Origin of the sequence: Streptomyces sp. NRRL S-340, assembly GCF_000720185.1 — a bacterium.
Classification (GTDB): domain Bacteria; phylum Actinomycetota; class Actinomycetes; order Streptomycetales; family Streptomycetaceae; genus Streptomyces.
Genome location: NZ_JOIY01000002.1, coordinates 135,846 through 161,067, shown reverse-complemented (window position 1 = coordinate 161,067; position 25,222 = coordinate 135,846). Strand labels below are relative to the sequence as shown.

The window sequence follows — 25,222 nt, the reverse complement described above, 5'->3', positions numbered from 1 at the left end:
CCCCTCCCACCGGCCCGGGGGCGCGGCGGCATGTGCTCCACTGGGACGCGGCCGTAGCACCTCCGTCCTGGGAGAACCGTTGACCGTCAGCTACCACCAGCCCGGCGTCGTCCTCACCGACCGCTTCTTCACCGTGCCGCTCGACCACGACGACCCGGCGGGGGAGACGATCCAGCTCTACGCGCGTGCGGTGGCCGCCCGCGACAAGGCCGACCGCGACCTGCCGTGGCTGCTCTACCTCCAGGGCGGCCCCGGCTTCGGGGCGAACCGGTTCATCGGCAGGCAGGCCTGGCTCGGCCGGGCCCTTCAGGAGTACCGCGTCCTCCTCCTCGACCAGCGCGGCACCGGCCGCTCCACCCCCGCCAACCGCCAGACCCTCCCGCTGCGCGGCGGCCCGGCGGCACAGGCCGACTACCTCACCCGCTTCCGCGCCGACTCCATCGTCCGCGACTGCGAGGCGATCCGCCCAGAGGTCACCGGCGGCGCACCCTGGACCGTCCTGGGCCAGAGCTTCGGCGGCTTCTGCACCGTCCACTACCTCTCCACCCACCCCGAAGGCCTCGACACCGCCCTGATCACCGGCGGCCTGCCCGCCCTGGACGCACACGCCGACGACGTCTACCGCGCCGCCTACCCGCGCATGGAGCGCAAGGTCGCCGCGCACTACGCCCGCTACCCGCAGGACGTCGCCCGCGCCCGCGAGATCGCCGAGCACCTCCTCACCCACGACGTGGTGCTCCCCGGCGGACACCGGCTGACCGCCGAGGCCTTCCAGTCCCTGGGCATCATGCTCGGCGGCGCGGACGGCAGCCACCGCCTCCACTTCCTCCTGGAGCAGGCGTTCGTACCCACCCCTGGCGGACCGGCCCTCTCCGACGCCTTCCAGGAGGAGGTCCGCGGCGCGCTGTCCTACGCCGCCCACCCGCTCTACGCCCTCGTCCACGAGGCCATCTACGCCCAGGACAGCCGGCCCACCGCCTGGTCGGCCGAGCGGGTGCGCGCCGAGTTCCCCCAGTTCGACGCGGCCAAGGCGCTCGCCGGGGACGGGCCGCTGCTGTTCACCGGCGAGACCGTGCACCCCTGGACGTTCGACTGCGACCCCGCGCTGCGCCCGCTGCGCGAGTGCGCCGACCTGCTCGCCGCCCGCACCGACTGGCGGCCCCTGTACGACCCGGCCCGGCTCGCCGCCAACGAGGTCCCGGTCGCCGCCGCCGTCTACCACGACGACATGTACGTCGACACCGGCCATGCCCTGGCCACCGCCCGCGCCGTGCGCGGCCTGCGCACCTGGGTCACCGACGAGTTCGAGCACGACGGGGTGCGGGCCGGCGGCCCCCGCGTCCTCGACCGGCTCCTCGCCCTCGCCCGCGACGACGCCTGACACCGGCCCGCCCCCGGGCGGGCCGGTGCCGCGAGGGGAACGCCGGGCGGAACGGGGTGCCGCGACGGGAACGCCGGGTGCCGAGGGGGCCGGCCGGCCCGGACCCCTCGGCACTGCGGGTCAGGGCTTGACGAGGACTTTGAGTGCCTTGCGGTCGGCCATGTCCTGGTAGCCGGCCGGGACGCCGTCGAGGCCGGTCGTGGCGTCGAAGACCCTCCCGGGCCGGATCGTGCCGTCGAGGATGTCGGGCATGAGTTCCTCCATGTAGGCGCGCACGGGCGCGGGGCCTCCGGCGAGGCGGACGTTGTGGCGGAAGAGGCTGCCGAAGCCGACGGGCGCGTCCTCGTACTGGGGGACGCCGACGCGGCTGATCACGCCGCCGGGGCGGACGACACCGAGAGACTGCTCGTAGGCGGGCATGTTGCCGACGCATTCGAGGACCACGTGCGTGCCGTGCCCGCCGGTCAGCTCGCGGACGGTCTCGATGCCTTCCTCGCCGCGGGCGGAGACCACGTCGGTGGCGCCGAACTCGCGGCCGAGGTCGGTGCGCGCCTGGTGGCGGCCCATGAGGATGATCTGCTCCGCCCCGAGCCGCTTGGCGGAGAGGACCGCGAGCAGGCCGACGGCGCCGTCGCCGATCACGGTGACGCGGGTGCGCTCGTCGACACCGCCCGCCACGGCGGCGTGGTGGCCGGTGCCGAAGACGTCCGAGAGGGTCAGCAGGGACGGGATGAGGGCGGAGTCCGCCGCGACGGGCAGCTTGACCAGGGTGCCGTCGGCCAGCGGGACGCGGACGGCCTCGGCCTGGCCGCCTTCTTCCGGCTCGCCGTCCCAGAAGCCGGCCTGCGGATGGGAGCAGGAGGTGTGCAGGCCCTCGCGGCAGAACTCGCAGGTGTTGTCGGAGATCGCGAACGGGGCGACGACGAGGTCGCCGCGCTCGACGGTGGTGACCTCCGATCCGGTGTCCTCGACGATGCCGATGAACTCGTGGCCCATGCGGGCCGGGCCGTCCTCGGGCTTCATCGAGCCGTAGGGCCACAGGTCGCTGCCGCAGATGCACGACGCGGTGATGCGGACCAGGGCGTCGGTGGGCAGCCTGACGGCGGAGTCGGGGACGTTCTCGACGCGGACGTCGCCGGCGCCGTACATGAGGGTTGCGCGCATGAGGTGCTCTCCAGTGCGGTCAATCGTGTGTTTCGAAGGTGCCGGCCTGCGGTTCATGTGTTCCGAAGGCGCCGGCCGGTGGTTCATGGGCGAGTGCGCGCCCCGGCCGTTCTCAACCCTGACGGGCACGGTCGGCGGGCGCACCCGGAAGCTCCCCCGAGCCGGACGCCGTGCCGCGGCGGCGGTCGAGGGCGAGGACGGTGGCGGGGATCAGGGTCAGGGCGGCGACGGCGGTGCCGACGACGGCGGGACCGGTGGGGCCCAGGCCGGAGCCGAGGGCCCGGCCCGCGATCCCGGAGCCGGCCGCGGTGCCGAGGTTGAACGCCGAGACGGTCAGGGCGGAGGCCAGGGTGGGCGCCCTGCCGGCGTACCGGACGGCCAGGGCCATCAGGACCGGGTTGGCGCCCAGGCCGAAGAAGCCGAGCAGGGCGACCAGGACGACCGTGACGGGGGCGGAGCCGGCCAGCAGGACGATCGCGAGCAGCAGGAGGGTGGCGCCCGCGGCGGCGGTGACGGTCACGGTGTGGGGGCGGCGGTCGCCCAGACGGCCGCCGGTGACCGAACCGACCAGGGCGCCGAGGCCGAAGCCCACCAGGACCAGCGGAACGAGACCGGCGGCCAGACCGGTGCGGACGGTCAGCAGCGGCGCGATGTAGGAGTACGCGGCCAGGACGCCTCCCGTGGTGGTGGCGCAGGCCGCCAGGACCAGCCACAGACGGCCGGAGCGCAGCGCGGTCAGCTCGGAGCGGACCGGTCCCCGCCGCTGGGCCGGGCCCTGGTGCGGGACGGTGCGGGCGATCAGCGGGACGGCCGCGGCGGCCAGGACCGCCAGGGCCCAGAACGGTCCGCGCCAGCCCGTCAGCCGGCCGGCGAACGCGCCCAGCGGTACACCGACGACGTTCGCGAGCATGGCGCCGGCCCCGACGAGACCGAGGGCACGGGCGCGTGCCCCCGGGCCCGCGGCCCGGGTGGCCGCCACGTTGGCCACGGCCCAGAAGGCACCGGTGGCGATCGCGGTCAGGAAGCGGGCCGCGAGCAGCAGGGTGAAACCGGAGCCGACGGCGACGGCGACGTGACCCGCGGCGAACACGCCCAGGGCGAGCATCAGGGTCAGTCGTGGGGGCAGCCGCAGCGTGAGCAGCGCCGTCAACGGCGCGCCGACGATCATCCCGAGGGCGAACACGGTGATCAGAAGACCGGTCCGGGCGACGCCGGCCCGCAGGTCTCCCGCCATCTCGGGCAGCAGGCCGGCCACGACGAACTCGGTGGTGCCCATCAGGAACGTGCCCAGCGCGAGCACGTGCACGACGAGCGGAAGCCGGGTGCGCGCTGCCTGCTGAGGCCGGCCGGCCCGTGCTTCGGCGGGGGCGTGGAGGGTTCCTCCTCGCGTACTCAAGGTTCATCTCCGTGGGGGGGGGATCGGGATACGTGTCCCAGGAGACCCGCTTCGGCGCAGGCGGAGAAGGTCGTGTCCATGGGGGGTACAGGCTCGACCTCCCTCGGCGCCGCCCGCTGGCTACCGTGGAGTGCATGGACGACCGAAGCGATCACCGTGCGGAGATCCGGGACTTCCTCGTCGGCCGGCGCGCGAGGATCACCCCGGAACAGGCGGGACTGCCCACCAGCGGCCGCCGCCGGGTCCCGGGGCTGCGGCGTGAGGAGGTCGCCGTGCTGGCCGGGGTGAGCACCGAGTGGTACACGCGGCTGGAGAAGGGCCACATCAGCGGAGTCTCCGAGGACGTGCTGGCCGCGGTCGCCCAGGCCCTGCACCTGGACGAGGACGAACGCACCTACCTGTTCGACCTGGCCCGCGCCGCCCGCCCCGCACGCCGCACGCCGTCCCGCCGCAGGGACGTCGAGGTCCCGCCCCGCACCCAGTGGCTGCTGGACACCATCGCGATGTCCGCCGCCTTCGTACGCAACGGCCGCCTGGACGTCGTCGCCACCAACCCGCTGGCCCGGGCCCTGCACGCGCCGATGTTCGACAGCCCCGCCACCGACGGGCGCGGCCGCGCCAACTTCGCCCGCTACCACTTCCTCGACGCCGGCTCACGGGACTTCTTCGCCGACTGGGAGAGCGGCGCGGCCGCCACCGTCGCGCTGCTGCGTGCCGAGGCCGGGCGCGAACCGCACGACCGGGCCCTGCGCGAGCTGATCGGGGAGCTGTCCACGCTCAGCCCCGACTTCCGCACCCTGTGGGCCGCGCACGACGTCCGCATCCGCCACGAGGGCACCAAGCGGCTGCGGCACCCCGAGGCCGGCCTCCTGGAGCTGACCTACCAGTCCCTGGACCTGCCCGTCTCCCACCGGGCCGTGCACGACCTGAGTCTCTACACCGCCGAACCCGGCAGCACCTCCGAAGAACGCCTCGGACTCCTCGCCTCCCTCGCGGCCACCGCCGCCCGGCCGGCGGAGTCCGGCCGGCTTCGCTGAGCAGCCGTCCACGGGCGCCCGCGACCCGGCCCGCGTCCGCCCCGGGCCGGTCCGCACCGACCGCCGTAATTCACTTGCCCCGGCCCCGGGCGGACGCTGCACTGTGGGCAGACACCGCACGTCGTGGCGTCGGCGACCCGGGGAGGCAGCGGCAACGATGGACATCCGTCCCACGACCGACAAGGATCTCGGTGTCTTCGTCGACACCGTCCACGCCGCGTTCGGGCGCTTCCCCGAAACCCCCGTCGAGGGCGGCGGACTGTGGTGGTCGGCGCTGGAGCCGGACCGCTGCCTGCTCGCGCTGACGGCGGACGGGCGGCCCGTCGGCACCGCCGCCGCGCACTCCTTCGAGCTGACCCTGCCCGGTGGGGCCCTCGTCCCGGCCGCCGGCGTGACCGCCGTCGGTGTCCTGCCTTCGCACCGGCGCCAGGGCGTGCTCAGCGCGCTGATGCGGCATCAGCTCGCCGAGCTGCGGGCCCGCGGGGAGTTCCTTTCCGTGCTGCTCGCCTCCGAGGCACCGATCTACGGCAGGTTCGGCTACGGACCGGCGACCTACACGGCGCGGCTGACGGTGCCGCGCCACGGGGCCGCCCTCGCCGTCCCCCGGGCGCGCGCGGTGGCCGGCGCACCACCGGCCGGCCCGGACCACGGCTCGGTCGAGATCCTGCGGCGCGCCGAGTGCGGAGCGATCCTGGAGGAGGTCTACGACCGCTACCGCCGCGCCCAGCCCGGCGCGCTGTCCCGGCCGCACCGCTGGTGGGTCCTGCGCGCGGGGCAGCCCCCGGTCTCGCCGGCGCCGCGCCACGTCGCCGTCCACCGGGACGCGGGCGGCGTCCCGGACGGGTACGCCAGCTACTCGGTCGAGTCCGGCACCCTGACGGTCGACGAGACCATCGCCGCCGACGACGCCGTCTTCACGTCCCTGGCCCGGTTCGCACTCGGACACGACCTGGTCTCCCAGGTCGTGTTCAGGCACGTCCCGCCCGGTCACCCGCTGCGCTGGCGGTTCGCGGACTTCCGCGCCGGCGAGGTGAGCGGCGACACCGACTGGCTCTGGGTGCGGCTGCTGGACGTGCCGCGCGCGCTGACCGCGCGCGGCTGGTTCACGGACGGCGAACTCGTCCTCGGCCTCCACGACCCGTTCCTCGGCGAACACGACCGCTACCTGCTGACCGTCCGGGACGGCAGGGCCGACTGCGTCCCGACGGACCGCGAGCCCGACCTGTCCCTGGACATCGGCGACCTGGGCGCCGTCTACCTCGGCGGCACGGCCCCGAGCACGCTCGTGCGTGCCGGACACGTCCGGGCCCACCACCCGGGCGCGGCCACCCTCGCCGACGCCCTCTTCCGCGCCGAGCGCGCCCCGCACTGCCTGCACTGGTTCTGACCGCGCTCGCGGACTCCGGACGGTCCCGCCCGCCGGACGGGCCCCGCCAGGCCCGCGTTTTCCTGACCGCGAGCGCGGAGACGTCGGCCGGCCCGGTCGGCGGGGAACCTGCGGTGACCTCCGAACCGTCCGGCCGGTGACGCCCTCCTCGGCCTAGGATGATCGACCGGAGGCCGCGGGACACCGCGCCGACGGACAGGGCGCAGGGGCGAGCCGGCCGCGGACAGGACGTCCGGGCCCGGGACGCGCGACGGGGAACGGGAATGGGACATGGTTGACGGCACGACCGGCACGACCGGCGCGACCGGCACGGCGGCCGGTGAGGAAGCCCTGGCGCGGCGGTTCGAGGAGCACCGGGGCCGGCTGCGCGCGGTCGCCTACCGGATGCTCGGCTCGCTGGCGGAGGCCGAGGACGCCGTCCAGGAGACCTGGCTCAAGCTCACCCGCACCGACACCGCCGGCATCGGGAACCTGGCGGCCTGGCTGACCACGGTGACCGGCCGGGTCTGCCTGGACCTGCTGCGCACGCGCGGCGCGCGGCGCGAGGAACCCATCGACGAGACGTTCGTCCCCGACCCGCTCGTGCGGCCCCTGACGACGGCCGACCCGGAACAGGAGGCGCTGCGGGGCGACTCGGTGGGGCTCGCCCTGCTCGTCGTGCTGGAGACCCTGGAGCCCGACGAGCGGCTCGCGTTCGTGCTGCACGACCTGTTCGCCGTGCCGTTCGACGACATCGCGCCGGTGGTGGACCGCACCGCGGCCGCGACCAGGCAGCTGGCCAGCCGGGCCCGCCGCCGGGTCCAGGGCGCCACCCCCTCCGCGGAGACCGACCTCAAACGGCAGCGAGAGGTGCTGGAGGCGTTCCTCGCCGCCTCGCGCGGCGGTGACTTCGAGGCACTGGTCGCCGTGCTGCACCCCGATGCGGTGCTGCGCGTCGACGCCGGCGCCCTGGTCCGCGGCGCCGCCGGGTCCAAGGTGGTCCACGGCGCGCGCACGGTGGCGGCGCAGGCGCTCACCTTCTCCCGCTACGCGCCGACCGCGCGCCTGGTGCTGGTCAACGGCGCGGTCGGGCTGGCCAACACCCCCGAGGACGGCCCGCACTCGGTCATGGGTGTCACCGTCGCGGAGGGCCGGATCACCCACCTCTACATCCTGTCCGACCCCGGCCGGCTGGCACACCTCGGTCTGCGCGAGGCCATGGCGGACTGAACTGGGGCCGCCGCAAACCCGGTTGCGCGGCCGGGGCGGCGCTGACATGGTCATCGCCATGCCTGTCTTCCCGGCCCACGACGGAACCCGCCTCGCCTGCCACGAGAGCGGTGAGGGCGCGCCGTTGATCTGCCTGCCCGGCGGGCCGATGCGCGCCTCGGCCTACCTCGGGGACCTCGGCGGGCTGTCCGCCCACCGCCGGCTGGTCCGCCTCGACCTGCGCGGCACCGGCGCCTCGCAGCCGCCCCGGGACCCGGCGACGTACCGCTGCGACCGGCTCGTCGGCGACATCGAGGCGCTGCGCGAGCACCTGGGCCTGGAGCGGGTGGACCTGCTCGCGCACTGCGCGGGCGCGAACCTGGCGGCGCTCTACGCGAGCCGCTTCCCCGAGCGGGTGGGACGGCTCGCGCTGATCACACCGAGCGTCGTGGCGGTCGGCATCACCGTCACGGCGGACGTCCGGCTCGCGACCGCACGCCTGCGCGCGGACGAACCGTGGTACCCGCAGGCGTACGCCGCCCTGGAGGACGTCGTGGCGGGCCGTGCCACGGACGTGCGCTGGGAGGCGATCGCCCCCTTCCTGCACGGCCGCTGGGACGACGCCGCGCGGGCGCTGGAGGCCGCGGACGCCGAGGAGAAGAACCCCGAGGCCGCCGCGGTGTACGGGGCCGAGGGCGCGTACGGCACGGAGGCCACCCGGGCGGCGCTCGGCCGGCTGTCCGCACCCGTGCTGGTGCTCGCGGGCGAGTGCGACCTGAACTCACCGCCGCCCGCGATGGCGGAGTACGCCGGGCTGTTCCCGCACGGCGACCTCGCCGTCCTGCCGGGCGCGGGGCACTTCCCGTGGCTCGACGACCCGGCCCGGTTCGTGGCGGCCACCGCCGGGTTCCTGCGCTGACCCGGCGGTCCGGGGCCTGCCGCGCGGGTCGGTAGGGTGGGGACATGCCAGATCAGACAGCCGAACGGCGCGAGCCGAACGCGCGGCCCGGACTGCGCGGTGACTGCGCGAACTGCTTCGGGCTGTGCTGCGTCGCCCTGCCCTTCACGGCCTCCGCGGACTTCGCGCGTGACAAGCCCGCGGGCAGGCCGTGCCCGAACCTGCGCGAGGACCACCGCTGCGGCATCCACGCCCGGCTGCGGGACGAGGGCTACTCCGGCTGCACGGTCTACGACTGCTTCGGCGCGGGTCAGAAGGTCTCCCAGGTCACCTTCGGCGGCCGCGACTGGCGTGGCGCGGACGCCGGCGCGCTGCGGCAGATGTCCGACGTGTTCCCGGTCGTACGGCAGCTGCACGAACTGCTCTGGTACCTGACCGAGGCGCTCACCCTGCCCGCCGCCCGGCCCGTCCACGCCGATGTGCGCCGGGCTCTGGAGCGGACCGAGCAGCTCACCCTGCTGTCGCCCGAGGGCCTGGCCGAGCTGGACGTCGCCGCCCACCGGCAGGAGGTCAACGTGCTGCTGCTGCGCACCAGCGAACTGGTCCGGGTCGCGGTGCGCGGCAGCAAGAAGGACCGGCGGGGCGCGGACCTGATGGGTGCCCGGCTCAGGGGCGCCGACCTGCGCGGGGCCAGCTTGCGCGGTGCCTACCTGATCGCGGCCGACCTCACCGGCGCGGACCTGCGCGGCGCCGATCTGATCGGGGCCGACCTGCGGGACGCCGACCTCACGGACGCCGACCTGACGGGCGCGTTCTTCCTGACCCAGCCGCAGGTCGCAGCGGCCCGGGGAAGCGCGGGCACCCGGCTGCCCGGGTCAGTCACCCGCCCCGCGCACTGGGCAGCGCGGGGCTGAGCCGCCCTCGTCGGGCACCGGCACGGTCCCGGTCCGGGCGGGCGCCGTGCGCCGCTCCAGGCGCAGTCGCAGCCCCTGCGGCATGAGGGTGAGCCGTTCGGTCACCTTCAGCCGGTGGTCGGGCCGCGCCCGCAGGTCGTAGCGGCGCAGCAGCAGACCGAGGACCAAGGTCGCCTCGTGCAGGGCGAACTGGCGGCCGATGCACGCCCGCGCTCCGGTGCCGAACGGTTTGAAGACGTGCGGCGGACGGCTCCGTACGGCTGCCGCGTCGAACCGGTCCGGGTCGAACCGCTCCGCGTCCGCGCCCCACACCTCGGGGTCGCGGTGCAGCATCGGTGTCAGCACCAGCGTCCACGCCCCCTGCCGCATGGGGTGTTCCCCGGCGAGCACCGTGTCCCGCAGGGCCTCGCGGGCGAAGGCGGGCGCGGTCGGCCACAGCCGCAGCGACTCGTCCAGCACCCGGCGCACGTACCGCAGCTTGGCGACCTGCTCGTAGCCGGGTGCCGCCGCCTCGCCCCACACCCGGTCCACCTCGGCCCGGGCGCGGGCGGCGACCTCGGGGTGCCGGGCCAGGTAGTACAGCGCGAAGGACAGCGCGCCCGAGGTGGTCTCGTGACCCGCGACCAGGAAGGTGATCACCTGGCGGCGTACGTTCTGGGCCGACAGGTGTTCGCCGGTCGCGGGGTGGGCGGTCTCCAGCATCCGGTCGAGCAGGTCCCCGCTCCCGGCGGCGCCGCCCGAGCGCCGGGCGCGCACGAGGTCGTCGACGGTGCGGTTGAGGTAGGCGATGTCGGCCGCGTTGCGGCGGGTCGCGCCGCGCAGCAGGTAGGGGGCGAGCGGGGCCGGGACGGTGTTGAGGCGCTGCGCGTAGGAGAGCGTGCCGACCATGGCGGTGACGAACGGGTGCGGGCGCGGGCGTTCGAAGGAACCGAAGTCGTGGCCGAAGCCGGTGCGGGCGATCGTCTCCAGGGTCAGCTTGGTCATGTCACCGGGCACGTCCACGGTGCGGCCCGCGGCCTCGGCGCGGTCCCAGTGGTCGGTGAGCCGCCCGGCCACGTCCAGCATCATCAGGTGGTAGCCCGCCATCGCCTCGCGGCTGAAGCCGGGGGCCAGGACGTCGTGCGCCAGCTGCCAGTTCGGCTCGTGGTTGTAAGCGGTGAACAGCCCGTCCCCGGCGACCGGCCGCAGGTTGGCCACGCCCAGGCCGACATGTTTGGCGAAGCGGGACTCGTCGGCGAGGTCGGCGACCAGGCGCGCGCCCCAGACGAAGACGAACTCCCTGCCGAACACCTTGCGGCGGAAGATCGGACCGAGCGAGCGGGCGGAGCGCATCGAGTCCTGCACCGGGGTGCTCCGGTCGACGCCCAGGACATCGCCGAGGAAGGGGACCCGGCGCGGTGGGTGGGGCAGCCGGTGCAGCTCGGGCCAGCCCAGCTCCGCGCTGCGGAATCCTTTCGGCAGTCCGGTTCCGGTCGTTGTCTCCGTCATGCCGCGCGCTCCCGGGTCTCCCTGGGTCCACCGGACCGCCGAGCGGGCGCCGTACCGGTCCGGCGGCACGTGTTGGATGTGGGTTCAATAGCGGTTCCAGTCTGGTCCCGTTGTTGAACCGGCGTCAAGTAGAGTGCGGGGATGGCCGCGAACCAGGGGCAGCAGCGCACGCGCCGCCGGCTCAGCACCGGGGAACGCAGGGAACAACTGCTCTCCGTCGGGGCCCGGCTGTTCTCGGAGAGCCCCTACGACGACGTGTGGATCGAGCAGGTGGCCGAGATCGCCGGCGTCTCGCGCGGACTGCTGTACCACTACTTCCCGACCAAACGGGACTTCTTCGCGGCGGTCGTGGAGCGCGAGAGCGCCCGCATGCTGCGGATGACCGCGGCCGTCCCCGGGGTGCCGCTGCGCGAGCAGCTCACGGCCGGCCTGGACGCCTATCTGGAGTACGTCAGCGCCCACGCGCACGGCTACCGGGCCTTCCACCGCGCCGACGCGGCGGGCGACCAGGCCGTGCGCCGGGTCTACCGGCGGGCCCTGGCCGCGCAGGAGCGGCAGATCCTGGCGGCGCTCGACGCCGACCCCGAGTTCGGACCGCTCGCCCGCCGCGCCGACGTGCGGCTCGCGGTCCGGGGCTGGCTGGCCTTCACCACCGCCGTCTGCCTGGAGTGGCTGCGCGGTTCCGAGCTGACACGCGCGCAGGTGCGGGAGCTGTGCGCGCGGGCGCTGCTGGGTGTCCTGACGCCGTAGGTTCCGGCTGTGGGTGGCCCCAGGGGCCGGCGGTGGTCCGCGCCCCTCGTGGCCTCCCGCGTGCCTCCGTACGCTCCCCGCGGGCTCCCGGCCCGCCGCCCGGCCCGGTTGGCGTGCGCTCCGGTCTCCGGTAAGTTAGGCAAGCCTTACCTAATGGACTGGCGAGGAGGTTCCTGATGGGCGGCGGTCACACATGGACGGCGGTGCCCGGGGCGGCGCAGCGGGCGCGGACGGTGCTGGCGCTCGCCTGGTCCTGCGCGGCGACCGCGCAGGGCGGCCGGGAGGAGTTCACCGGCGCGCACACCGTGACCGCGGACGGCCGGGTGCTCCTGCGGCCGCCCGCGGACAGCGCGCACGCCGCCGCCCTGTGCGCACCGCGCGGGGAACTGCCCGCCGTGCTGGAGTTCGCCGACCCCGCGCCCGTCCCCGTGCGCGACCGGATCCGCGCCCGGCTGTGGCTCGCCGGACGCCTCACCCGCACCGGCGGCCACCTGGAGTTCCGGCCGGGGCGCGTGGTGCTGCGCCAGGCGTCGGGCTCCGTCGTCGTCGACCCGGACGAGTTCGCCGCCGCCGTGCCCGACCCGCTGGCCCCCGCCGAGGCCCGCCTGCTCACCCACCTCGCCGACGCCCACCCCGACGCGGTGCAACGGCTCACCCGGCTGGTCGCATCCGACGCCCTGCACGGCGCGGTGCGGGTCCGGCCGCTCGCCGTGGACCGGCACGGCCTCACCCTGCGCATCGAACGGGCGTGGGCCCACGGCGACGTACGGCTGCCCTTCCACACGCCCGCCGACGACGTCACCCAGCTCTCCGAACGCATGCGCGCACTGCTCGCCCAGGCGAACGCCGCCTCCTGCCCCCGCGCCCTACAGCGGCAGCGCGCAGACGGCGACGGGTGACGCGAACGGCTCACCCGCCCGGCGGAGCGCGCCACTCGCCCGGTCCACGTGGAAGACGCTGACCGTGCCCGACTTCTGGTTCGCGGCGAACAGCAGCCGCCCGTCGGGGGAGAGGGCGATCTGGCGCGGGAAGTCACCCGCTACCGGCACCGTGTCCAGCAGCCGCAGCCGGGCGCCGTCCGCCTCCACGGCGTACCGGGCGAGAGTGTTGTCACCCCGGTTGGCGAGGTAGGCGAACCGGCCGTCCGCCGTGACCGCGAACTGCGCCGGATAGTTCGTGCCCGCCCCCGAGCCGGTGGGCTGCTCCTTCCCGACGGTCAGCCGGCCGGTCGGCGGGTCGTAGGCGCAGACCGCCACGCTGTCGTCGACCTCGTTGGCCAGGTAGGCGTACCGGCCGCCCGGGTGGAAGGCCAGGTGGCGCGGCCCGGCGCCGGGCCGGGTACGGGCCCGGGAGACCTCGGTGAGCCTGCCCGCCCGTGGGTCCAGGCGATAGGTGTACACCGTGTCCGTACCGAGGTCGACGGCGAGCACATGGCCGCCGTCCGGGCTGGTGACGACCTGGTGCGCGTGCGGTCCCTGCTGCCCGGGTCCGGGCGGCGGACTGGTGTGCGTCACCAGGTCGGTGCGCTCGCCGAGCGCGCCCGAGGCGTCGATCGGGTGCACGGCCACGCTGCCGGACTGGTAGTTGGCGCTCAGCAGCCAGCGCCCTGACGGGTGCACGGACAGATGGCAGGGGCCTGCCCCGCCGGTGTCGCGGGAGCCGAGCGGTCGGCGGTCGGCGAGCCGCACGGCGCTCACCCGGCCCTCCTGGCGCTCCTCGACCGCGTACAGGGTGCGGCCGTCGGGGTGCACGGCCAGGTACGAGGGGTCCGCCACGCCGGTCAGCGTGCCCCGGCCCGCCACGGCGCCCGAGACCGGGTCGTACACCGCGAGGCCGATGCCCGTGCCGCCGCCCTCGGCGGAGGTGTACGTGCCGAGGTAGAGCGGCCGGGGCCGGGACGACGCGCCCGCGCCCTCCCGGCCGCCCGCGGCCGCCACCGGCGCGGGCGGTCCCGACGAAGCGGAAGCCGGAGGGGGTGACGGCAGGGAGGCGGGGGCCGGGACGGCCGCCACCGCGGCGGCTCCCGTGACGGCCCCGACGAACCGCCGCCTGCTCCACCTGCCGCCCGGTGCGCCGCCCGAAGCTCGCCCACCACTGTCCATGCCGGCACCCCAGATCGTCGTCGGGTCCGATTCGGTCGTCACGACGGTCCGATTCGGTCGTCACGATCACCTTGGCCCGGACCGCCCGCGGCGGGCAAGAGGGGGCGACGGCCGGTGCGCCTGCCGCCACGGCCGTCCGCCGTCGGGCGCGGTGCCCTCACAGAGAATGCCGTGCGGCGTCCTCGTGGTTGCGGCGGCTGCGCACCGGGGCCCCCAGCCGGTCGCCGATCCGGGTCAGGCGCGACCGGCGTTCGCGCTGCGCGCGCGTGTGCCGGTCCAGCTCCTCCAGGAGCCGCTTGGAGCGGTGCTCGGTGTCCATCTCGTCGATGATGCGGTCGACCTCGGTGAGCACCGCGCCCTGCAGCTGCCAGTGGCCCGCGTCCCGCTGCACCTCCGCCAGCAACTGCTGCGCCAGCTTGTCGCGGGTGGCCGAGGCCTGCCGCAGCTCGGCCGCCAGCCGGGACTCGGCCGACTCGGCGCTCACACTGACGTCGGTGGTCACCAGCACCGCGTAACTGACCACCGCGTCGGAGATCTCGCACAGCAACTGCTGCACCAGCGCTCCCGTCTGCGGTGAGAACAGCGGCTCCGGCTCCCGCGCCTTGGTCAGATCGGTGAAGGTGCGCGCCAGCACCCGCAGGACCACCGTGCAGATCTCCAGCGTGTCCAGACCGGTGCGCAGCACCACCCGGTGCAGCAGGCCCTCGCGGACGCGCGGGTTCAGCCGCAGGCTGTCCTCGGCCTGTCGCAGGGCCGCGTCCACGTCCGTGATGTCGTGGTCCAGCCGGCGCGCCTCGTGCAGCCGGGCCGCGGCGCGCTCCACCGGCGTGCCGTCGGCCACCTCCTCGCCCATGTGCAGCATCAGCTGCCGCATCCGGCGCGCCAGCCCCTCGATCGACTCGCCCGCGTGCTCGGTCCACACCGGGGGCGCGAGCAGCAGGTTGCAGCCCATGCCGACCACGGCGCCGATCAGGGTCTCCACGATCCGCGCCCAGGCGGTGCTGCCGACGGTGGTGACGCCGAGGACCAGCATCGCGCTGATCGCCACCTCGGCCACGAACTCGTCGACCCGCACCAGGTGGCCCACGCCGAGACCGGCCAGGATCACCAGGGCCAGACTCCACCAGGTCAGCCCCACCAGCAGGGAGAAGAGGATGGCGACGACCACGCCCGCCACCACCGCGTTCACCCGGCGCACGCTGGTCTTCAGCGTCGCGAACAGGGTCACCTGGACGACCAGCAGGGCCGTCAGGGGAGCGGTGAGCGGGGCGGGCTCCGGGCTCAGCCACTTCGCGATCACATACGCGATCGTCGCCGCGACCGTCGAACGCAGCGCCTGGACGACCACCGGGTCCCGGTGCCGCTTGACCAGCCGGACAAGGGACGACATCGACTCACTTACCTCGTGCATCCCTTGCGCTCTTCCCCGTTCACACGTGCATCGAACCCGGTCACGTCCGGTCGAAATAGCTCCGGACCGGTCACGCGCGAGCCGTGCGGGGCGTCGGCGTCGGGTGTCAGGCGTACAGCTTGTCCAGGAACGCGGTCAGGTTGGCGGTCGTCCGGGCGATCTGCTCCTGGAGGGTCAGGCTCTCCTCGAAGCGGGTCCCGGACGCGGGGACCTTCTTGCCGCGCACGTACAGGGAGCAGGCCAGGTCGGTGCACATGTACAGACCGACGGAGTTGCCCTCGCGTCCGGCCGTGCCCGTCTTGCGGGCCGTCATCAGGGAGACCCCGCCGCCGGGGTGCGTGGTCAGACACAGCGAGCACATGCTGCGGTGCAGGAAGCCGCGCTGGGAGGAGGGGAAGCGCAGGGCTATGCCCACCGGCCGGCCCTCCCGCTCGGTGACCAGATAGCTGCGGTCGGGCGCGCCGGGGTCGCGCCAGCCCAGGAAGTCGAGATCGCCCCAGGGGCGCTCCGTGAGGTCGCGGGGGACGGCCAGGCGCTTGGCCTCGCCCTTCGAGCAGTTCACGAAGGAGGCGCGGATCTCCTGTTCGGACAGTGGTCTCATGAAAGGCTCCGGGTGGATCACGGCGACCAGGACCCCGGGGGCCCGGTTGCCTAAAAGTGTTAGTTTCATGGCTAGGGTAAGCAGGTTCCGGGAGGGGATCCAATGGATTTCGGCGACGTACGGTCACCGCGGGCCAGGGCGGCGCTCGCCCACGTGACGGCACGCTCCAGGGGACCGGCCCTCGACGCAGGCCTGCGCATCACCCTCAACTTCCATCCCGACCGGCTCTGCGGGGGAGTGCCCGTCCTGCGGGCCCTGGCCCGTGACGGCGCGTACCACTCCCAGTTCGTCACCGGCACCAGCAACGGCGGACTCACCGCCCACCCCGGCGGCGACCGCTGGCGCTGGGAGAGCCGCATCTTCGGCGGCGCCTACGACGACGCCCCCGCGGCCGACCGGCCCGTCTACGGCGCGCTGGACTTCCGCCGGCAGGTGGTGGGCGCCGCCCCGAGATTCGGTTCCGCGCACTTCCGGCTCACGGCGGCCGCCCTCGCCCGCGCCACGTTCTGCTACCCCGACAGCGCGGCCGGGCCCACCGACTTCGGCACCGCCTCCGCCATGGCGCTGATCGCCCTCGCCGAGGCCGACGAGCGCGACGCGCTCGACGACTACATCGAGGCCCAGGTGCACGGCGGCGTCGACCTCGCCCGGGACGTCGAGGCGCTGGTCCTGGACGCGAGCCACCGCGGCACGCCCGTCGAGGCCGACGCCCGGGAGCTGCCGTGCCGCCTGGAGTGGCACCCGGGCTACCGTCTCACCGTCGGCGAACTGCGCCGCCACGGCGACTTCCGGGGCGAGGAGTACACCGCGCTGGGGGCGCGCCTCGCGCAGGACGGGCTCCTGGACCCGCGGATCATCGGCGACGCGGCCCGCACCGGCCGCCACGGGACGCAGGACCTGAAGATGGTGTGGCACGTCCTCGCCCGCCACGGAGCCCCCGAGGGCGCGGGGACGGCACGCGTCCCGCGCGGCCCCCGCTCGGGGGCAGCGTCCGGCGTCCCGGCCCCGGCGGTGCCCGGTCCGGCCCTGCCCGGTCCCGCCGCACCGGGCCCCGCCGCGGCCGGTCCCACCGCTCCCGAGCTGTCCACGCCTTAATTTATTGCCTGACCTAAGTGGGTGCGGAAGTCGCGCCCGGACGGGCGGCAGAGGTATGTTGCAGGTCGGACAGGGCGGGGCGGATCGCCGGGTGTCGGACGAGGGAGCCACATGGCGGGGCGGAACGGGCGCACGGTGCGCGATCTCAGGCGGGCCAACCGCACGGCCGTGCTGCAGCGGCTGTACTTCGACGGCCCCCTCAGCCGCTTCGAACTCGGTCCGGCGACCGGCCTCAGCTCGGGCTCGGTCAGCAACGTCGTCGCCGACCTGGTCGCCGACGGCCTGGTGGAGGAGGCCGGCAGCGTCGACTCCGACGGCGGCCGCCCGCGCACCCTGCTGCGGGTGGTCCCGGGCAGCGGGCACATGATCGGTGTGGACGTCGGCGAGACCCGCGTCCGCGTCGAACTGTTCGACCTGACCCTGACCGAACTGGCCCGCACCGAGCGGCCGCTCGCCGCCCAGCGCTACGACGTCGAGGTGATCACCGGTCACATCCGGGACGGCGTCGCGGAGGTCCTGGAGGCGACCGGACTCCTCCCGGAACGCCTTCTCGGCGTCGGTATCGGCGTCCCCGGCATCGTCGAGCACACCCCGGACCGCGGCGCCGTCGTGCACGGCCAGACCATCGGCTGGGACGCGGTGCCCCTGGAGACGCTGCTGCGCACCGCCTGCGGACTGCCCGACAGCGTGCCCTGCCTCATCGACAACGGCGCCAAGACCCTGGGGCAGGCCGAGATGTGGTTCGGCGCCGGGCGCGGCGCGGGCAACGCGGTCGTGGTGCTCTTCGGTTCCGGCGTCGGCGCCTGCCTGGTCACACCCGAGGTGGAGCGGGGACGCGCCGTCGAATGGGGGCACCTGACGGTACGCGTACGGGGGCGCCGCTGCCGGTGCGGCGCGCTCGGCTGCCTGGAGGCGTACGCGGGCGCGGAGTCGCTGCTGGCCCGCTGGCGCGAGGAGGGCGGGCAGCCGCCGCGCGGCACCGACGAGGAGACCGCGCTGACCGCGATGCTGGCCGCCGCCTACCCCGCGGACGGCGCCGCCGCCGACCCGGTCGCGCTCGCCGTCCTGGAGGAGACCGCCGAGTACCTCGGCGCGGGCCTGTCCGACCTCATCAACCTCTTCCAGCCGGAGCGCATCCTCATCGGCGGCTGGGCGGGCCTCCAGCTCGGCGCCCGCTTCCTGCCCGCCGTGCGCCGCCACGCCACGGCGTACGCGCTGCGTCACCCGGCCGAGAAGGTGACCGTCGAACTGGGCCGCCTCGGCCCCGACGCGGTCACCGTCGGCGCCGCGATCCTGCCGCTCGCCGGCTTCTTCGCCCGCGGTGGCCGCCGTGCCGAACCGGTGCCCGAGGCACGGCCCCCGGCCTGGCAGGCGGCCCTGGAGGAGCGCAGGTCCTAGCGGCCCGGGGGGAGGGGCGCAGGTCCCGCCGGCCCTGGAGGAGCGCGGGTCGTGGCGGGAGGGGCGGCCCGGCGGCCGTCGTCGCGGGCGCCGCACTGCACCCGGGCGGGATCGGGGGCCGGTCGGCTCACCGGGTCACGGCTTGCGGGCCACGCCGCCGTAGATGTCCGTCGGCTCCGGCGTGCTGCCGGGCTCCGGGCGCCACAGCGGGCAGGAGACGATGCCCGGCTCCAGCAGTTCCAGGCCCTCGTAGTACGCGGCCAACTGCTCCGGGCTGCGCAGCACGTACGGGACCGCGCCGGTGTCGTCGTAGCCCTGCTGGGCCTCCTTGAGCGCCTGGTCGGTGTCGGTGCTGTCGTAGTGGACGAAGCAGCTGCCGGAGGGCAGGGCGGCCTGGAGGCGGCGGACGATCGACTTCGCCTCCTCGTGGTCCTGGACGTGGCCCAGGATGCCCATGAGCATGAGGGCGACCGGCCGGCCGAAGTCCAGGGTCCTCGCGGCCCGTTCGAGGATCCGCTCGGGCTCGTGCAGGTCGGCGTCGATGTACTCGGTGACGCCCTCGGGGGTGCTGGTGAGCAGCGCCTGGGCGTGGCGGAGCACCAGCGGATCGTTGTCGACGTAGACGATGCGCGCCTCGGGGGCGATGCGCTGGGCGACCTGGTGGGTGTTGTCGTAGGTGGGCAGTCCGGTGCCGATGTCGAGGAACTGGCGGATGCCGAGTCCGGCCGTCACGTGGGTCACGGCGCGGATCAGGTACTGGCGGGAGGCGCGCGCCATCGTCTCGATGGTGGGCGCGTGCTCCCGGTAGGCGTCGCCCGCGATCCGGTCCACCTCGTAGTTGTCCTTCCCGCCCATCCAGTAGTTCCAGATGCGGGCCGAGTGGGGCACCGAGGTGTCGATCTTCGACAACGCGTCCTGGTCGGGGGTGGGCCGGCCGTCCGTCATAGAGGTCTCCTGCCGTGCGTCGCGCGGGGGGTTCAAAATACCGCCGACTTCCGTGCGCGCGCCCGCAGTTCGCGCCGTGCGACGGGCGCGGGCACGGCACCGGGCGCCGGTGCGCACGCGGGGCGTCCCGGGGCCGGGCCGCGCGCAGGCGCCCCGTGCGGCACATCACGCAGACGGGACCGCCCGCACGGCGGGAGGCGGCGTGCGGGCGGTCCCGGGGGTCGGGCCGGTCTGCGGCCCGGGTCCGGTCCGGCCGGGACCCGGACCGCCGCGGCCCGGGTCCGGTGGCGCCGGCCGGCGTGCCGGGGCGGTGCGGTGCGGACCGAGACCCGGTCAGTCGACCAGGAAGTCCGCCAGGCCGGCCTTGGCACCCTGGAGGAAGGTGAGCATCTCCTCCCGGGTGTAGATCAGCGCGGGCCCCCCGGGGTCGGTGGACTGGCGCACGGCGACCCGGCCGTCGGGCAGGCGTTTGGCCTCGACGCAGGAGCCGCCGTTGGTGCCGCTCCAGGGCTTGTGCCAGCCCTCGGTGCCCAATTCGCCCGCGGGCATGCCGTTGCGGACCGGTCCCTCGGGCGCCGGGCCTTCGGGGTTCCGTGACGCGGTGGGTGCCATGGGATCACAACTCCTTACGCAGTTCGGCCAAGATCTCCTCGGTCCGTGCGACCGGCTCCGCCTGGACCGCCATCCGGTCCAGTACTTCGAGATACGCGCCGACGTCCGGCCGCCGGTCGTAGTAGACGGAGCCCGTGAGGTTCTCGGCGTAGACGATGTCGGGCAGTTCGGAGAAACCGAAGCGGAAGTGGTGGAAGGGACCGTAGGCGCCCGGGTGGGCCCCCACGGAGTAACGCATGATCTGGATACTCACCTTGGGCCTGCGCACGGCCTCCAGCAGCCGGTCCACCTGGGCGCGCATCACCTCGGCGCCGCCGACGGGACGGCGCAGCACGGTCTCGTCCAGGATGGCCCACACGGCCGGGGCGTCCGGCTTGGCGAGCAGGTCCTGCCGTCTCAGGCGCAGGTCCACGCGGCGGGCGAGTTCCTCCTCGGACTCGTTGGGGAAACCGACGCGCAGCAGCGCGACGGCGTAGTCGAACGTCTGCAACAGGCCCGGAACGTAGTGCGGTTCGTACAGGCGGATGACGCTGGCCTCGCTCTCCAGGCTCACGTAGGCCTTGAACCACTCGGGCAGCACGTCGCGGTACGTGTACCACCATCCGGGCTGGTTGGCCTCCCGGGCCATGGCGGCGAAGTCGTCGATCTCCGGGGCCGGGACGCCGTAGGTGCGCAGCAACTCCTTGACGTACGGGATGCGGAGGCCGACCTCGGCCTTCTCCATGCGGCGGACGGTCAGCGGGGTCACCTCGATGGCCCGCGCGGCGTCCTCGAAGGACACCCCGGCCCGCTCCCGTAACTGCCGCAGGCGCTTGCCGAGAACCATCCGCAGGACAGTGGGTGCGCTGCCGCCGGAGCGGTTCTCACTCACCTCTGACCTCCCGGAGCGGCTGTCACAGCGTGCAGTGTGCCACGCTCCGGGCGACCCCGACAGGGTGATGCCGAGCTGGCTGAAATTATCAGAACGCAGGTTGCGAGCCGAGTGTGTGCCACATCATAGTGATCCGGGAAGCCCTCATCCGGAAGGCCTTCATCACGGCCAACTCCGGGCGCGGGCATGGGAACTGATGTTCCGACAGGTGCGGTACGGCTCTGCGGCCGTACGGGACTGCGAGGCGAGAGCTGGATGACCACCGTGACCGACGGACAGTCGGAGAGCCGCGACAGAACCTCGGTCGGGGCGGGTGGTGCGCACCGGCCCGGCCGCGGCGACGGCCATTGCCTGACACCGTGTCAGGAGCGGCGATGACCGGCTCCCGGGTCCCGCAGCGGGCTCCTTCGTCCGCCCCGGCACGCCACGAGGAGGACGCCGCGGCGTCCCTGGGCGAGGACGTCCCGCCGGGCGGCCCGCCCGGGCACGGCGGTGAGCCGGCCCGCCTGTGCTCCACGGTGCCCGCCGACCCCTCCTGGGCCTCGGCTGTCCGGCGCATGGTGACCCAGCACCTCGCCCGGCTGCGGCTGTCGGCCGACCAGTGCGACAGCGCGGTCCTGGCCACGGACGAGCTGTTCGCCAATGCCGTCCGGCACGCGAGCCGCGGCCCGCGCGACACCGTCACCCTCACCGTCGAGCGCACCGCGCGCACCCTGCGGGTGACGGTGGCCGACCGTTCGCCGCTGCTGCCCAGGCGCCGGGCGGCGGACGCCGCCGCCGAGTCGGGCCGCGGACTGGCCATCGTGGCCGCGCTCGCCGACGACTGGGGCCTCGCGCCGCCCGAACCCGGCACCCCCGGCAAGAGAGTCTGGTTCACCCTGAGCCTGCGAGGTGCCGCGTCATGACGGACAGCCCCCTGCGCACCGCGGGAGTGGACACCGTGGCCCGTCCCGGTCCGGCCCCCGGCGATCCGGGGAACGCCGGCGGCCCGGCGGCCGGTGAGCGGTGCCCGGGCCCGGCGGGTGACGCGTCGGCCGGCACGGCGTACGGCACGCAGCGCAACGCCCCGGGGGGCGAGGGGCTGCGGCAGGCGCTGACGGCCCTGTACGCCAGGCGCGCGGCCTCGGCGCGCGCCGTCCCGGCCGCCGGGCGTGGCCCCGGGACGGGCGACGCGCCCGCGGAGCGGCCGGAGCACGGCCGCACCGACCGCCGGCGGACCGGCAACGGGCAGGCGGAACACGGGACGCCGGCCGCCCGCACCGGAGGCGGGACACCGGACGGACACCTGTGGCGGGCCCTGTCGGCGATGTACGCGGCCGGCGGCGTCCCGGCCGGCACCGCCGAGAACGCCTCGCTGGCGGACGAACTGCTGCGCCGGGCCGACCAGGACCGCAGGCTGACCCGGGAGGCGGGCGCCGCGCCCACGCCGGAACGCCGGCACAAGGTCGCCCGCTGCCACCGCGACAACGCCGACGCGCTGGAGGAGATCGTGCGCCGCCACGGCTGGCCGGCCGCCGACACCGTGGGCATGCGGGCGTCGACCGCCGCGCTGATGATCCTGCTGCACGCTCCCGGGCTGGACCTGCGGCTGCGCTGCCGGGACCTGATCGCCCAGGCCACGGCGGACGGCCGCTGCCCGGCCGTCCACTTCGCCTACATCGCCGACCACTGCGCCGTCGATCTGGGCGAACCCCAGTTCTACGGAACCCGGATCGACCCCGCGACGCTGCGCCCGTATCCCGTCCGCCTGCCCGGGAGCCTCGACGAGCGCCGCCAGGACGTGGGGCTCGGCCCGATGGAGGAACAGATGAGGGCGCTGCGGCTGCCCGGCTGAGGGACCTGGGCACCGAAGGTTTCGCAGGTCACCGGGGAGGTACCCGCGCGTCGGCCGCACGCCGTGCGGCCGGCCGCAGTGCCACGCGCCGACCCGCGAAGGAGTACATCGTGACCGGACACCGCTCGCCCGTTCCGCGGGACATGCCGGACCAGCAGGCGGACGTGGACGAGGACCCCTGGGAGACGGCGCGGTCCTCCGCGTCCGAACCGGCCCGCGAGGAGCGGCCCGCCCACGGGACCGCCCGCGACGACGTCCCGGGCGCCGACGAGGAACACCCCGCACCGGACGAACCGTCCGCCTGACGCCCTCCGCCGGCCCCGCCTTCCACGGGCGCCTGTCCTACCCCGGTCGGTACCCCGTCGTCCCGGGGCGGGGCGAGCGCGACCCTCGGGGAGAGCCGATGAGCCGGCGGGCCGGTGGCTGACGAGCGGGCGGGTGCCCCCTCGCCGTCCCGCGCCCGCGCGGGTGCCCACCCACGCCTGCGCCCGCCCGCCGGACTCGCACCGCGCCCGCCCCGTTCACCCCGGCCCGGCGACCGGCTCATCCCACCTTGCGGCCGCGCAGCGGCTCCGTGTCCGCGCCCTCGCCGCGCCGCAGGCCCCGCAGGAACTCCTCCATGACCTCGGTCGCCGTGTGCTGCGGGCGCCAGCCGAGTTCCGTGCGGGCCCGGGTGCAGTCCATCAGGGGCAGCCGCAGCACCGCGTCGAACAGGTGCGGGGAGGCCGGCAGCAGATGCAGGCCCCAGGCCGCCGCGATCGCGGAGCGCGCGGCGGTGCGCGGCAGCCGCAGGGGCCGGGTGCCGAGCAGCTCGCCGAGCACCCGCGCGTCCAGCGGCGGGTCGGCGGCCAGATTGAAGGCACCGCGCACCTCGTGGCGCAGCGCCAGCAGGTAGGCGCGGGCGGCGTCGTCCGTGTGCAGGACCTGGGCGCGCAGGCCGGGGATGTCGGGCAGGAACGGCAGCAGCTCGGGCCGCGCCATCGGCCCCGGAAGGAACCGGCCGCCGAAGATGCGCCGCTGCTCGCTCGCGGACTCGGCCTTGAAGAGGAAGCCCGGCCGCATCCGGACCACCCGGACGCCGGGGTGGTCCCGTTCGAACGTGTCCAGGGCCCGTTCCAGGTACGCCTTCTCCCGGGTGTACGCGGCGTCCGGCCAGCCGTGGGTCGGCCACGACTCGTCGACGGCGCGGTCCTTGGGCCCCGGTGAGTACGCCCCGACCGAGGAGGCGTGCACCAGCACCGGTACCTCGGCGGCGGCCACGGCCTCCTGGACACGGATGCCGCCGAGGACGTTCGTGCGCCAGGTCGTCGCCGGATCGTGCGTCGGCTGGAACGCCCACGCCAGGTGCACCACCGCGTCCGCGCCCTCGAACTGCGCGGCCAGGGGCGCCTGCTCCGAGGCGATGTCGACCCGCGCCCACTCCGTCCTGGGCGGCGACCACCGCGGGATCCGGCGGGCCAGGCCCCGTACCGAGGCCACCTCCGGATCCTCGGAGAGCAGACGGACGACGCTCGTCCCGACATTGCCGGTGGCGCCCGTGACGACGATCCTGCTGCCCGACACGCTGCTCACGTTCGGCTCCTTCCGGGGACGGTCGAGTGCGGGGCCCGAGTACCCGCTCCCCGCGGGTCGACCCGGCATGACCCCGCGGGTAATCGACCCGGCCAGGGCGCGCCGCGACGATGGGGAACGACATCACCGCACGACGTCACCGAACGCCACCACCCGCCCCCGCAACCGCTTCTCCGGGAGGTCCGCCATGCCGTACTTCACCAGCCCCGCCGACGGCACCCGCCTGCACTTCGTCGACTACGGGCCGGCCGACGGCCCCGTGGCCGTCTTCGTGAACGGCGCCTATTTCGGCACCGGGATGTGGGAGTTCCAGATGCTGCCGCTGGCGCGCCGGGGCGTGCGCTGCGTCGGCCTGGACCGGCGCGGCCACGGCCGCTCGGACGACGTCTGGGGCGGGTTCGACCTGGACACCCTCGCCGACGATCTGCACGGCCTGCTCGACCGTCTGGACCTGCGGGCGGCGACGCTCGTCGGGCACTCCCTGGGCAGCGCGGAGATCGTGCGCTGCCTGACGCGGCACGGCACCGATCGGGTCGCCCGGGCCGCCTTCGTCGCCGGCATCGCACCGGGCGTCGTCCGCTCGGCCGGTCACCCCGACGGCTGGGACCCGGAGGTCATGCGGGCCTCCCACGAGGTCTTCCGCAGGGACCGGGCGGCGTTCTACGAGGAGGGGGCGGCCCCCTACTTCGCCCTCGGCCGGCCCGGCAACGAGGTGTCGCCGCAGTACGTCCGCCACGTCGTCGACCAGGCCCTGGTGTGCACGGCCCACGCGGCGGACGCCGTCAACGAGCTGGTCGCCACGGTGGACGTCGCCGCGGAGACGGCGAGGCTCGACCTGCCGGTCCTCGTCGTGCACGGCAGTCAGGACACGTCCGCCCCGCTCTCCGCCACGGGCCGCCGGACCGCCGCCCTGGTGACCGGCAGCACCCTGAAGGTGTACGACGGCGGCGGCCACGGCCTGTACGTCACGCACGCCGACCGCCTCACCGAGGACCTGTACTCCTTCATGACCGGTACGACGGGTACGACCGGCAGGACGGACGGGACGGAGACGGCCACCGGCGCGGAGACGGCGAGCACGACGGACCCGGCGAGTGCGACGGACCCGGCGAAGACCGGGGCAGTCGCGGTGGGCGTGGCGGGCGCTCCCCGGACGGCCTGACGGCGCCGGCCGGACG

24 protein-coding genes are annotated in these 25,222 nt (G+C 75.0%); 14 read left to right on the top strand and 10 right to left on the bottom strand.

The window, feature by feature from the left end:
- Positions 1–79 precede the first annotated feature (79 nt).
- A complete protein-coding gene (locus IG64_RS02010) occupies positions 80–1,381 on the top strand; it encodes an alpha/beta fold hydrolase (protein WP_037851205.1) in 1,302 nt (433 codons plus the stop codon).
- 120 nt (positions 1,382–1,501) lie between these two features.
- On the opposite strand, the gene IG64_RS02005 is transcribed toward IG64_RS02010, so the two are convergent.
- Positions 1,502–2,545, bottom strand: a complete 1,044-nt coding sequence (locus IG64_RS02005) for a zinc-dependent alcohol dehydrogenase family protein (RefSeq protein WP_037851203.1) — start codon at positions 2,543–2,545, stop codon at positions 1,502–1,504.
- 112 nt (positions 2,546–2,657) lie between these two features.
- On the bottom strand, positions 2,658–3,941 hold the full coding sequence (locus tag IG64_RS02000) for an MFS transporter (protein WP_234438348.1): 1,284 nt from the start codon (positions 3,939–3,941) through the stop codon (positions 2,658–2,660).
- A 134-nt stretch (positions 3,942–4,075) separates the two neighbouring features.
- Here IG64_RS02000 and IG64_RS01995 point away from each other — a divergent pair, with 134 nt between their 5' ends.
- The 5 genes from IG64_RS01995 (at position 4,076) to IG64_RS01975 (ending at position 9,365) form a co-directional block, all read left to right on the top strand.
- Positions 4,076–4,978, top strand: coding sequence for a helix-turn-helix domain-containing protein (locus IG64_RS01995; RefSeq protein WP_037851201.1), 903 nt, complete (start codon positions 4,076–4,078; stop codon positions 4,976–4,978).
- A 157-nt stretch (positions 4,979–5,135) separates the two neighbouring features.
- On the top strand, positions 5,136–6,365 hold the full coding sequence (locus IG64_RS01990) for a GNAT family N-acetyltransferase (RefSeq protein WP_037851200.1): 1,230 nt from the start codon (positions 5,136–5,138) through the stop codon (positions 6,363–6,365).
- A 270-nt stretch (positions 6,366–6,635) separates the two neighbouring features.
- A complete protein-coding gene (locus tag IG64_RS01985) occupies positions 6,636–7,574 on the top strand; it encodes a sigma-70 family RNA polymerase sigma factor (protein WP_051812254.1) in 939 nt (312 codons plus the stop codon).
- Between the two features lie 58 nt (positions 7,575–7,632).
- Positions 7,633–8,472, top strand: coding sequence for an alpha/beta fold hydrolase (locus IG64_RS01980; RefSeq protein WP_037851330.1), 840 nt, complete (start codon positions 7,633–7,635; stop codon positions 8,470–8,472).
- 44 nt (positions 8,473–8,516) lie between these two features.
- Positions 8,517–9,365: a pentapeptide repeat-containing protein gene (locus tag IG64_RS01975; protein WP_037851199.1), complete on the top strand. Its 849-nt coding sequence runs from the start codon at positions 8,517–8,519 to the stop codon at positions 9,363–9,365.
- On the opposite strand, the gene IG64_RS01970 is transcribed toward IG64_RS01975, so the two are convergent.
- On the bottom strand, positions 9,327–10,853 hold the full coding sequence (locus tag IG64_RS01970; RefSeq protein ID WP_037851198.1) for a cytochrome P450: 1,527 nt from the start codon (positions 10,851–10,853) through the stop codon (positions 9,327–9,329). The genes IG64_RS01975 and IG64_RS01970 overlap by 39 nt on opposite strands.
- A gap of 141 nt (positions 10,854–10,994) precedes the next feature.
- Here IG64_RS01970 and IG64_RS01965 point away from each other — a divergent pair, with 141 nt between their 5' ends.
- Positions 10,995–11,603 carry a TetR/AcrR family transcriptional regulator gene (locus IG64_RS01965; protein ID WP_037851197.1) on the top strand — a complete coding sequence of 203 codons (609 nt, stop codon included), beginning with the start codon at positions 10,995–10,997 and terminating at the stop codon, positions 11,601–11,603.
- Positions 11,604–11,779: 176 nt separating this feature from the next.
- On the top strand, positions 11,780–12,502 hold the full coding sequence (locus IG64_RS01960) for a DUF2470 domain-containing protein (protein ID WP_037851196.1): 723 nt from the start codon (positions 11,780–11,782) through the stop codon (positions 12,500–12,502).
- Here IG64_RS01960 and IG64_RS01955 read toward each other — a convergent pair.
- The 3 genes from IG64_RS01955 to IG64_RS01945 all read right to left on the bottom strand — a co-directional run bounded on the left by IG64_RS01955 (position 12,470) and on the right by IG64_RS01945 (position 15,717).
- On the bottom strand, positions 12,470–13,705 hold the full coding sequence (locus tag IG64_RS01955; RefSeq protein WP_078883728.1) for a lactonase family protein: 1,236 nt from the start codon (positions 13,703–13,705) through the stop codon (positions 12,470–12,472). The genes IG64_RS01960 and IG64_RS01955 overlap by 33 nt on opposite strands.
- 157 nt (positions 13,706–13,862) lie before the next feature.
- Positions 13,863–15,116 carry an FUSC family protein gene (locus tag IG64_RS01950; protein WP_037851194.1) on the bottom strand — a complete coding sequence of 418 codons (1,254 nt, stop codon included), beginning with the start codon at positions 15,114–15,116 and terminating at the stop codon, positions 13,863–13,865.
- Positions 15,117–15,222: 106 nt separating this feature from the next.
- A complete protein-coding gene (locus IG64_RS01945) occupies positions 15,223–15,717 on the bottom strand; it encodes an FBP domain-containing protein (protein WP_037851193.1) in 495 nt (164 codons plus the stop codon).
- A 102-nt stretch (positions 15,718–15,819) separates the two neighbouring features.
- Between IG64_RS01945 and IG64_RS01940 the strand changes: the two genes are divergently transcribed.
- Both IG64_RS01940 and IG64_RS01935 read left to right on the top strand, forming a co-directional pair.
- Positions 15,820–16,812, top strand: coding sequence for a DUF3626 domain-containing protein (locus IG64_RS01940; protein ID WP_078883720.1), 993 nt, complete (start codon positions 15,820–15,822; stop codon positions 16,810–16,812).
- 111 nt (positions 16,813–16,923) lie between these two features.
- A complete protein-coding gene (locus tag IG64_RS01935; RefSeq protein WP_037851192.1) occupies positions 16,924–18,210 on the top strand; it encodes an ROK family transcriptional regulator in 1,287 nt (428 codons plus the stop codon).
- A gap of 135 nt (positions 18,211–18,345) precedes the next feature.
- On the opposite strand, the gene IG64_RS01930 is transcribed toward IG64_RS01935, so the two are convergent.
- From IG64_RS01930 to IG64_RS01920, 3 genes are all read right to left on the bottom strand, one after another.
- On the bottom strand, positions 18,346–19,155 hold the full coding sequence (locus IG64_RS01930; RefSeq protein WP_037851191.1) for an SAM-dependent methyltransferase: 810 nt from the start codon (positions 19,153–19,155) through the stop codon (positions 18,346–18,348).
- A 333-nt stretch (positions 19,156–19,488) separates the two neighbouring features.
- Positions 19,489–19,767 carry a DUF397 domain-containing protein gene (locus IG64_RS01925; RefSeq protein ID WP_051812252.1) on the bottom strand — a complete coding sequence of 93 codons (279 nt, stop codon included), beginning with the start codon at positions 19,765–19,767 and terminating at the stop codon, positions 19,489–19,491.
- A gap of 4 nt (positions 19,768–19,771) precedes the next feature.
- The gene (locus tag IG64_RS01920) at positions 19,772–20,638 is read right to left on the bottom strand and encodes a helix-turn-helix domain-containing protein (RefSeq protein WP_234438347.1); all 867 of its coding nucleotides are present in this window, start codon (positions 20,636–20,638) and stop codon (positions 19,772–19,774) included.
- A gap of 374 nt (positions 20,639–21,012) precedes the next feature.
- On the opposite strand from IG64_RS01920, the gene IG64_RS01915 reads away from it, so the two are divergent.
- The 3 genes from IG64_RS01915 (at position 21,013) to IG64_RS01905 (ending at position 22,777) form a co-directional block, all read left to right on the top strand.
- The gene (locus IG64_RS01915) at positions 21,013–21,543 is read left to right on the top strand and encodes an ATP-binding protein (protein ID WP_051812250.1); all 531 of its coding nucleotides are present in this window, start codon (positions 21,013–21,015) and stop codon (positions 21,541–21,543) included.
- Positions 21,540–22,472 carry a DUF6624 domain-containing protein gene (locus tag IG64_RS43010; RefSeq protein ID WP_324609550.1) on the top strand — a complete coding sequence of 311 codons (933 nt, stop codon included), beginning with the start codon at positions 21,540–21,542 and terminating at the stop codon, positions 22,470–22,472. The genes IG64_RS01915 and IG64_RS43010 overlap by 4 nt, the downstream gene beginning before the upstream one ends.
- A 110-nt stretch (positions 22,473–22,582) precedes the next feature.
- Positions 22,583–22,777, top strand: coding sequence for a hypothetical protein (locus IG64_RS01905; RefSeq protein WP_051812248.1), 195 nt, complete (start codon positions 22,583–22,585; stop codon positions 22,775–22,777).
- Positions 22,778–23,015: 238 nt separating this feature from the next.
- Here IG64_RS01905 and IG64_RS01900 read toward each other — a convergent pair whose 3' ends face one another.
- The gene (locus tag IG64_RS01900) at positions 23,016–24,044 is read right to left on the bottom strand and encodes an SDR family oxidoreductase (protein WP_037851190.1); all 1,029 of its coding nucleotides are present in this window, start codon (positions 24,042–24,044) and stop codon (positions 23,016–23,018) included.
- A gap of 187 nt (positions 24,045–24,231) precedes the next feature.
- On the opposite strand from IG64_RS01900, the gene IG64_RS01895 reads away from it, so the two are divergent.
- Positions 24,232–25,206: an alpha/beta fold hydrolase gene (locus IG64_RS01895; protein ID WP_078883718.1), complete on the top strand. Its 975-nt coding sequence runs from the start codon at positions 24,232–24,234 to the stop codon at positions 25,204–25,206.
- Positions 25,207–25,222 lie beyond the last annotated feature (16 nt).

What these genes read in the sequence shown, in the direction of transcription:
- IG64_RS01955 (WP_078883728.1), bottom strand. Translation starts at nt 13,705, where the DNA reads ATGGACAGTGGTGGGCGAGCTTCGGGCGGCGCACCGGGCGGCAGGTGG.
- IG64_RS01990 (WP_037851200.1), top strand. Translation starts at nt 5,136, where the DNA reads ATGGACATCCGTCCCACGACCGACAAGGATCTCGGTGTCTTCGTCGAC.
- IG64_RS01945 (WP_037851193.1), bottom strand. Translation starts at nt 15,717, where the DNA reads ATGAGACCACTGTCCGAACAGGAGATCCGCGCCTCCTTCGTGAACTGC.
- IG64_RS01995 (WP_037851201.1), top strand. Translation starts at nt 4,076, where the DNA reads ATGGACGACCGAAGCGATCACCGTGCGGAGATCCGGGACTTCCTCGTC.
- IG64_RS01930 (WP_037851191.1), bottom strand. Translation starts at nt 19,155, where the DNA reads ATGACGGACGGCCGGCCCACCCCCGACCAGGACGCGTTGTCGAAGATC.
- IG64_RS01950 (WP_037851194.1), bottom strand. Translation starts at nt 15,116, where the DNA reads ATGCACGAGGTAAGTGAGTCGATGTCGTCCCTTGTCCGGCTGGTCAAG.
- IG64_RS02005 (WP_037851203.1), bottom strand. Translation starts at nt 2,545, where the DNA reads ATGCGCGCAACCCTCATGTACGGCGCCGGCGACGTCCGCGTCGAGAAC.
- IG64_RS01985 (WP_051812254.1), top strand. Translation starts at nt 6,636, where the DNA reads ATGGTTGACGGCACGACCGGCACGACCGGCGCGACCGGCACGGCGGCC.
- IG64_RS01935 (WP_037851192.1), top strand. Translation starts at nt 16,924, where the DNA reads ATGGCGGGGCGGAACGGGCGCACGGTGCGCGATCTCAGGCGGGCCAAC.
- IG64_RS01925 (WP_051812252.1), bottom strand. Translation starts at nt 19,767, where the DNA reads ATGGCACCCACCGCGTCACGGAACCCCGAAGGCCCGGCGCCCGAGGGA.
- IG64_RS01965 (WP_037851197.1), top strand. Translation starts at nt 10,995, where the DNA reads ATGGCCGCGAACCAGGGGCAGCAGCGCACGCGCCGCCGGCTCAGCACC.
- IG64_RS01980 (WP_037851330.1), top strand. Translation starts at nt 7,633, where the DNA reads ATGCCTGTCTTCCCGGCCCACGACGGAACCCGCCTCGCCTGCCACGAG.
- IG64_RS01960 (WP_037851196.1), top strand. Translation starts at nt 11,780, where the DNA reads ATGGGCGGCGGTCACACATGGACGGCGGTGCCCGGGGCGGCGCAGCGG.
- IG64_RS01975 (WP_037851199.1), top strand. Translation starts at nt 8,517, where the DNA reads ATGCCAGATCAGACAGCCGAACGGCGCGAGCCGAACGCGCGGCCCGGA.
- IG64_RS01895 (WP_078883718.1), top strand. Translation starts at nt 24,232, where the DNA reads ATGCCGTACTTCACCAGCCCCGCCGACGGCACCCGCCTGCACTTCGTC.
- IG64_RS01970 (WP_037851198.1), bottom strand. Translation starts at nt 10,853, where the DNA reads ATGACGGAGACAACGACCGGAACCGGACTGCCGAAAGGATTCCGCAGC.
- IG64_RS43010 (WP_324609550.1), top strand. Translation starts at nt 21,540, where the DNA reads ATGACGGACAGCCCCCTGCGCACCGCGGGAGTGGACACCGTGGCCCGT.
- IG64_RS01940 (WP_078883720.1), top strand. Translation starts at nt 15,820, where the DNA reads ATGGATTTCGGCGACGTACGGTCACCGCGGGCCAGGGCGGCGCTCGCC.
- IG64_RS01915 (WP_051812250.1), top strand. Translation starts at nt 21,013, where the DNA reads ATGACCGGCTCCCGGGTCCCGCAGCGGGCTCCTTCGTCCGCCCCGGCA.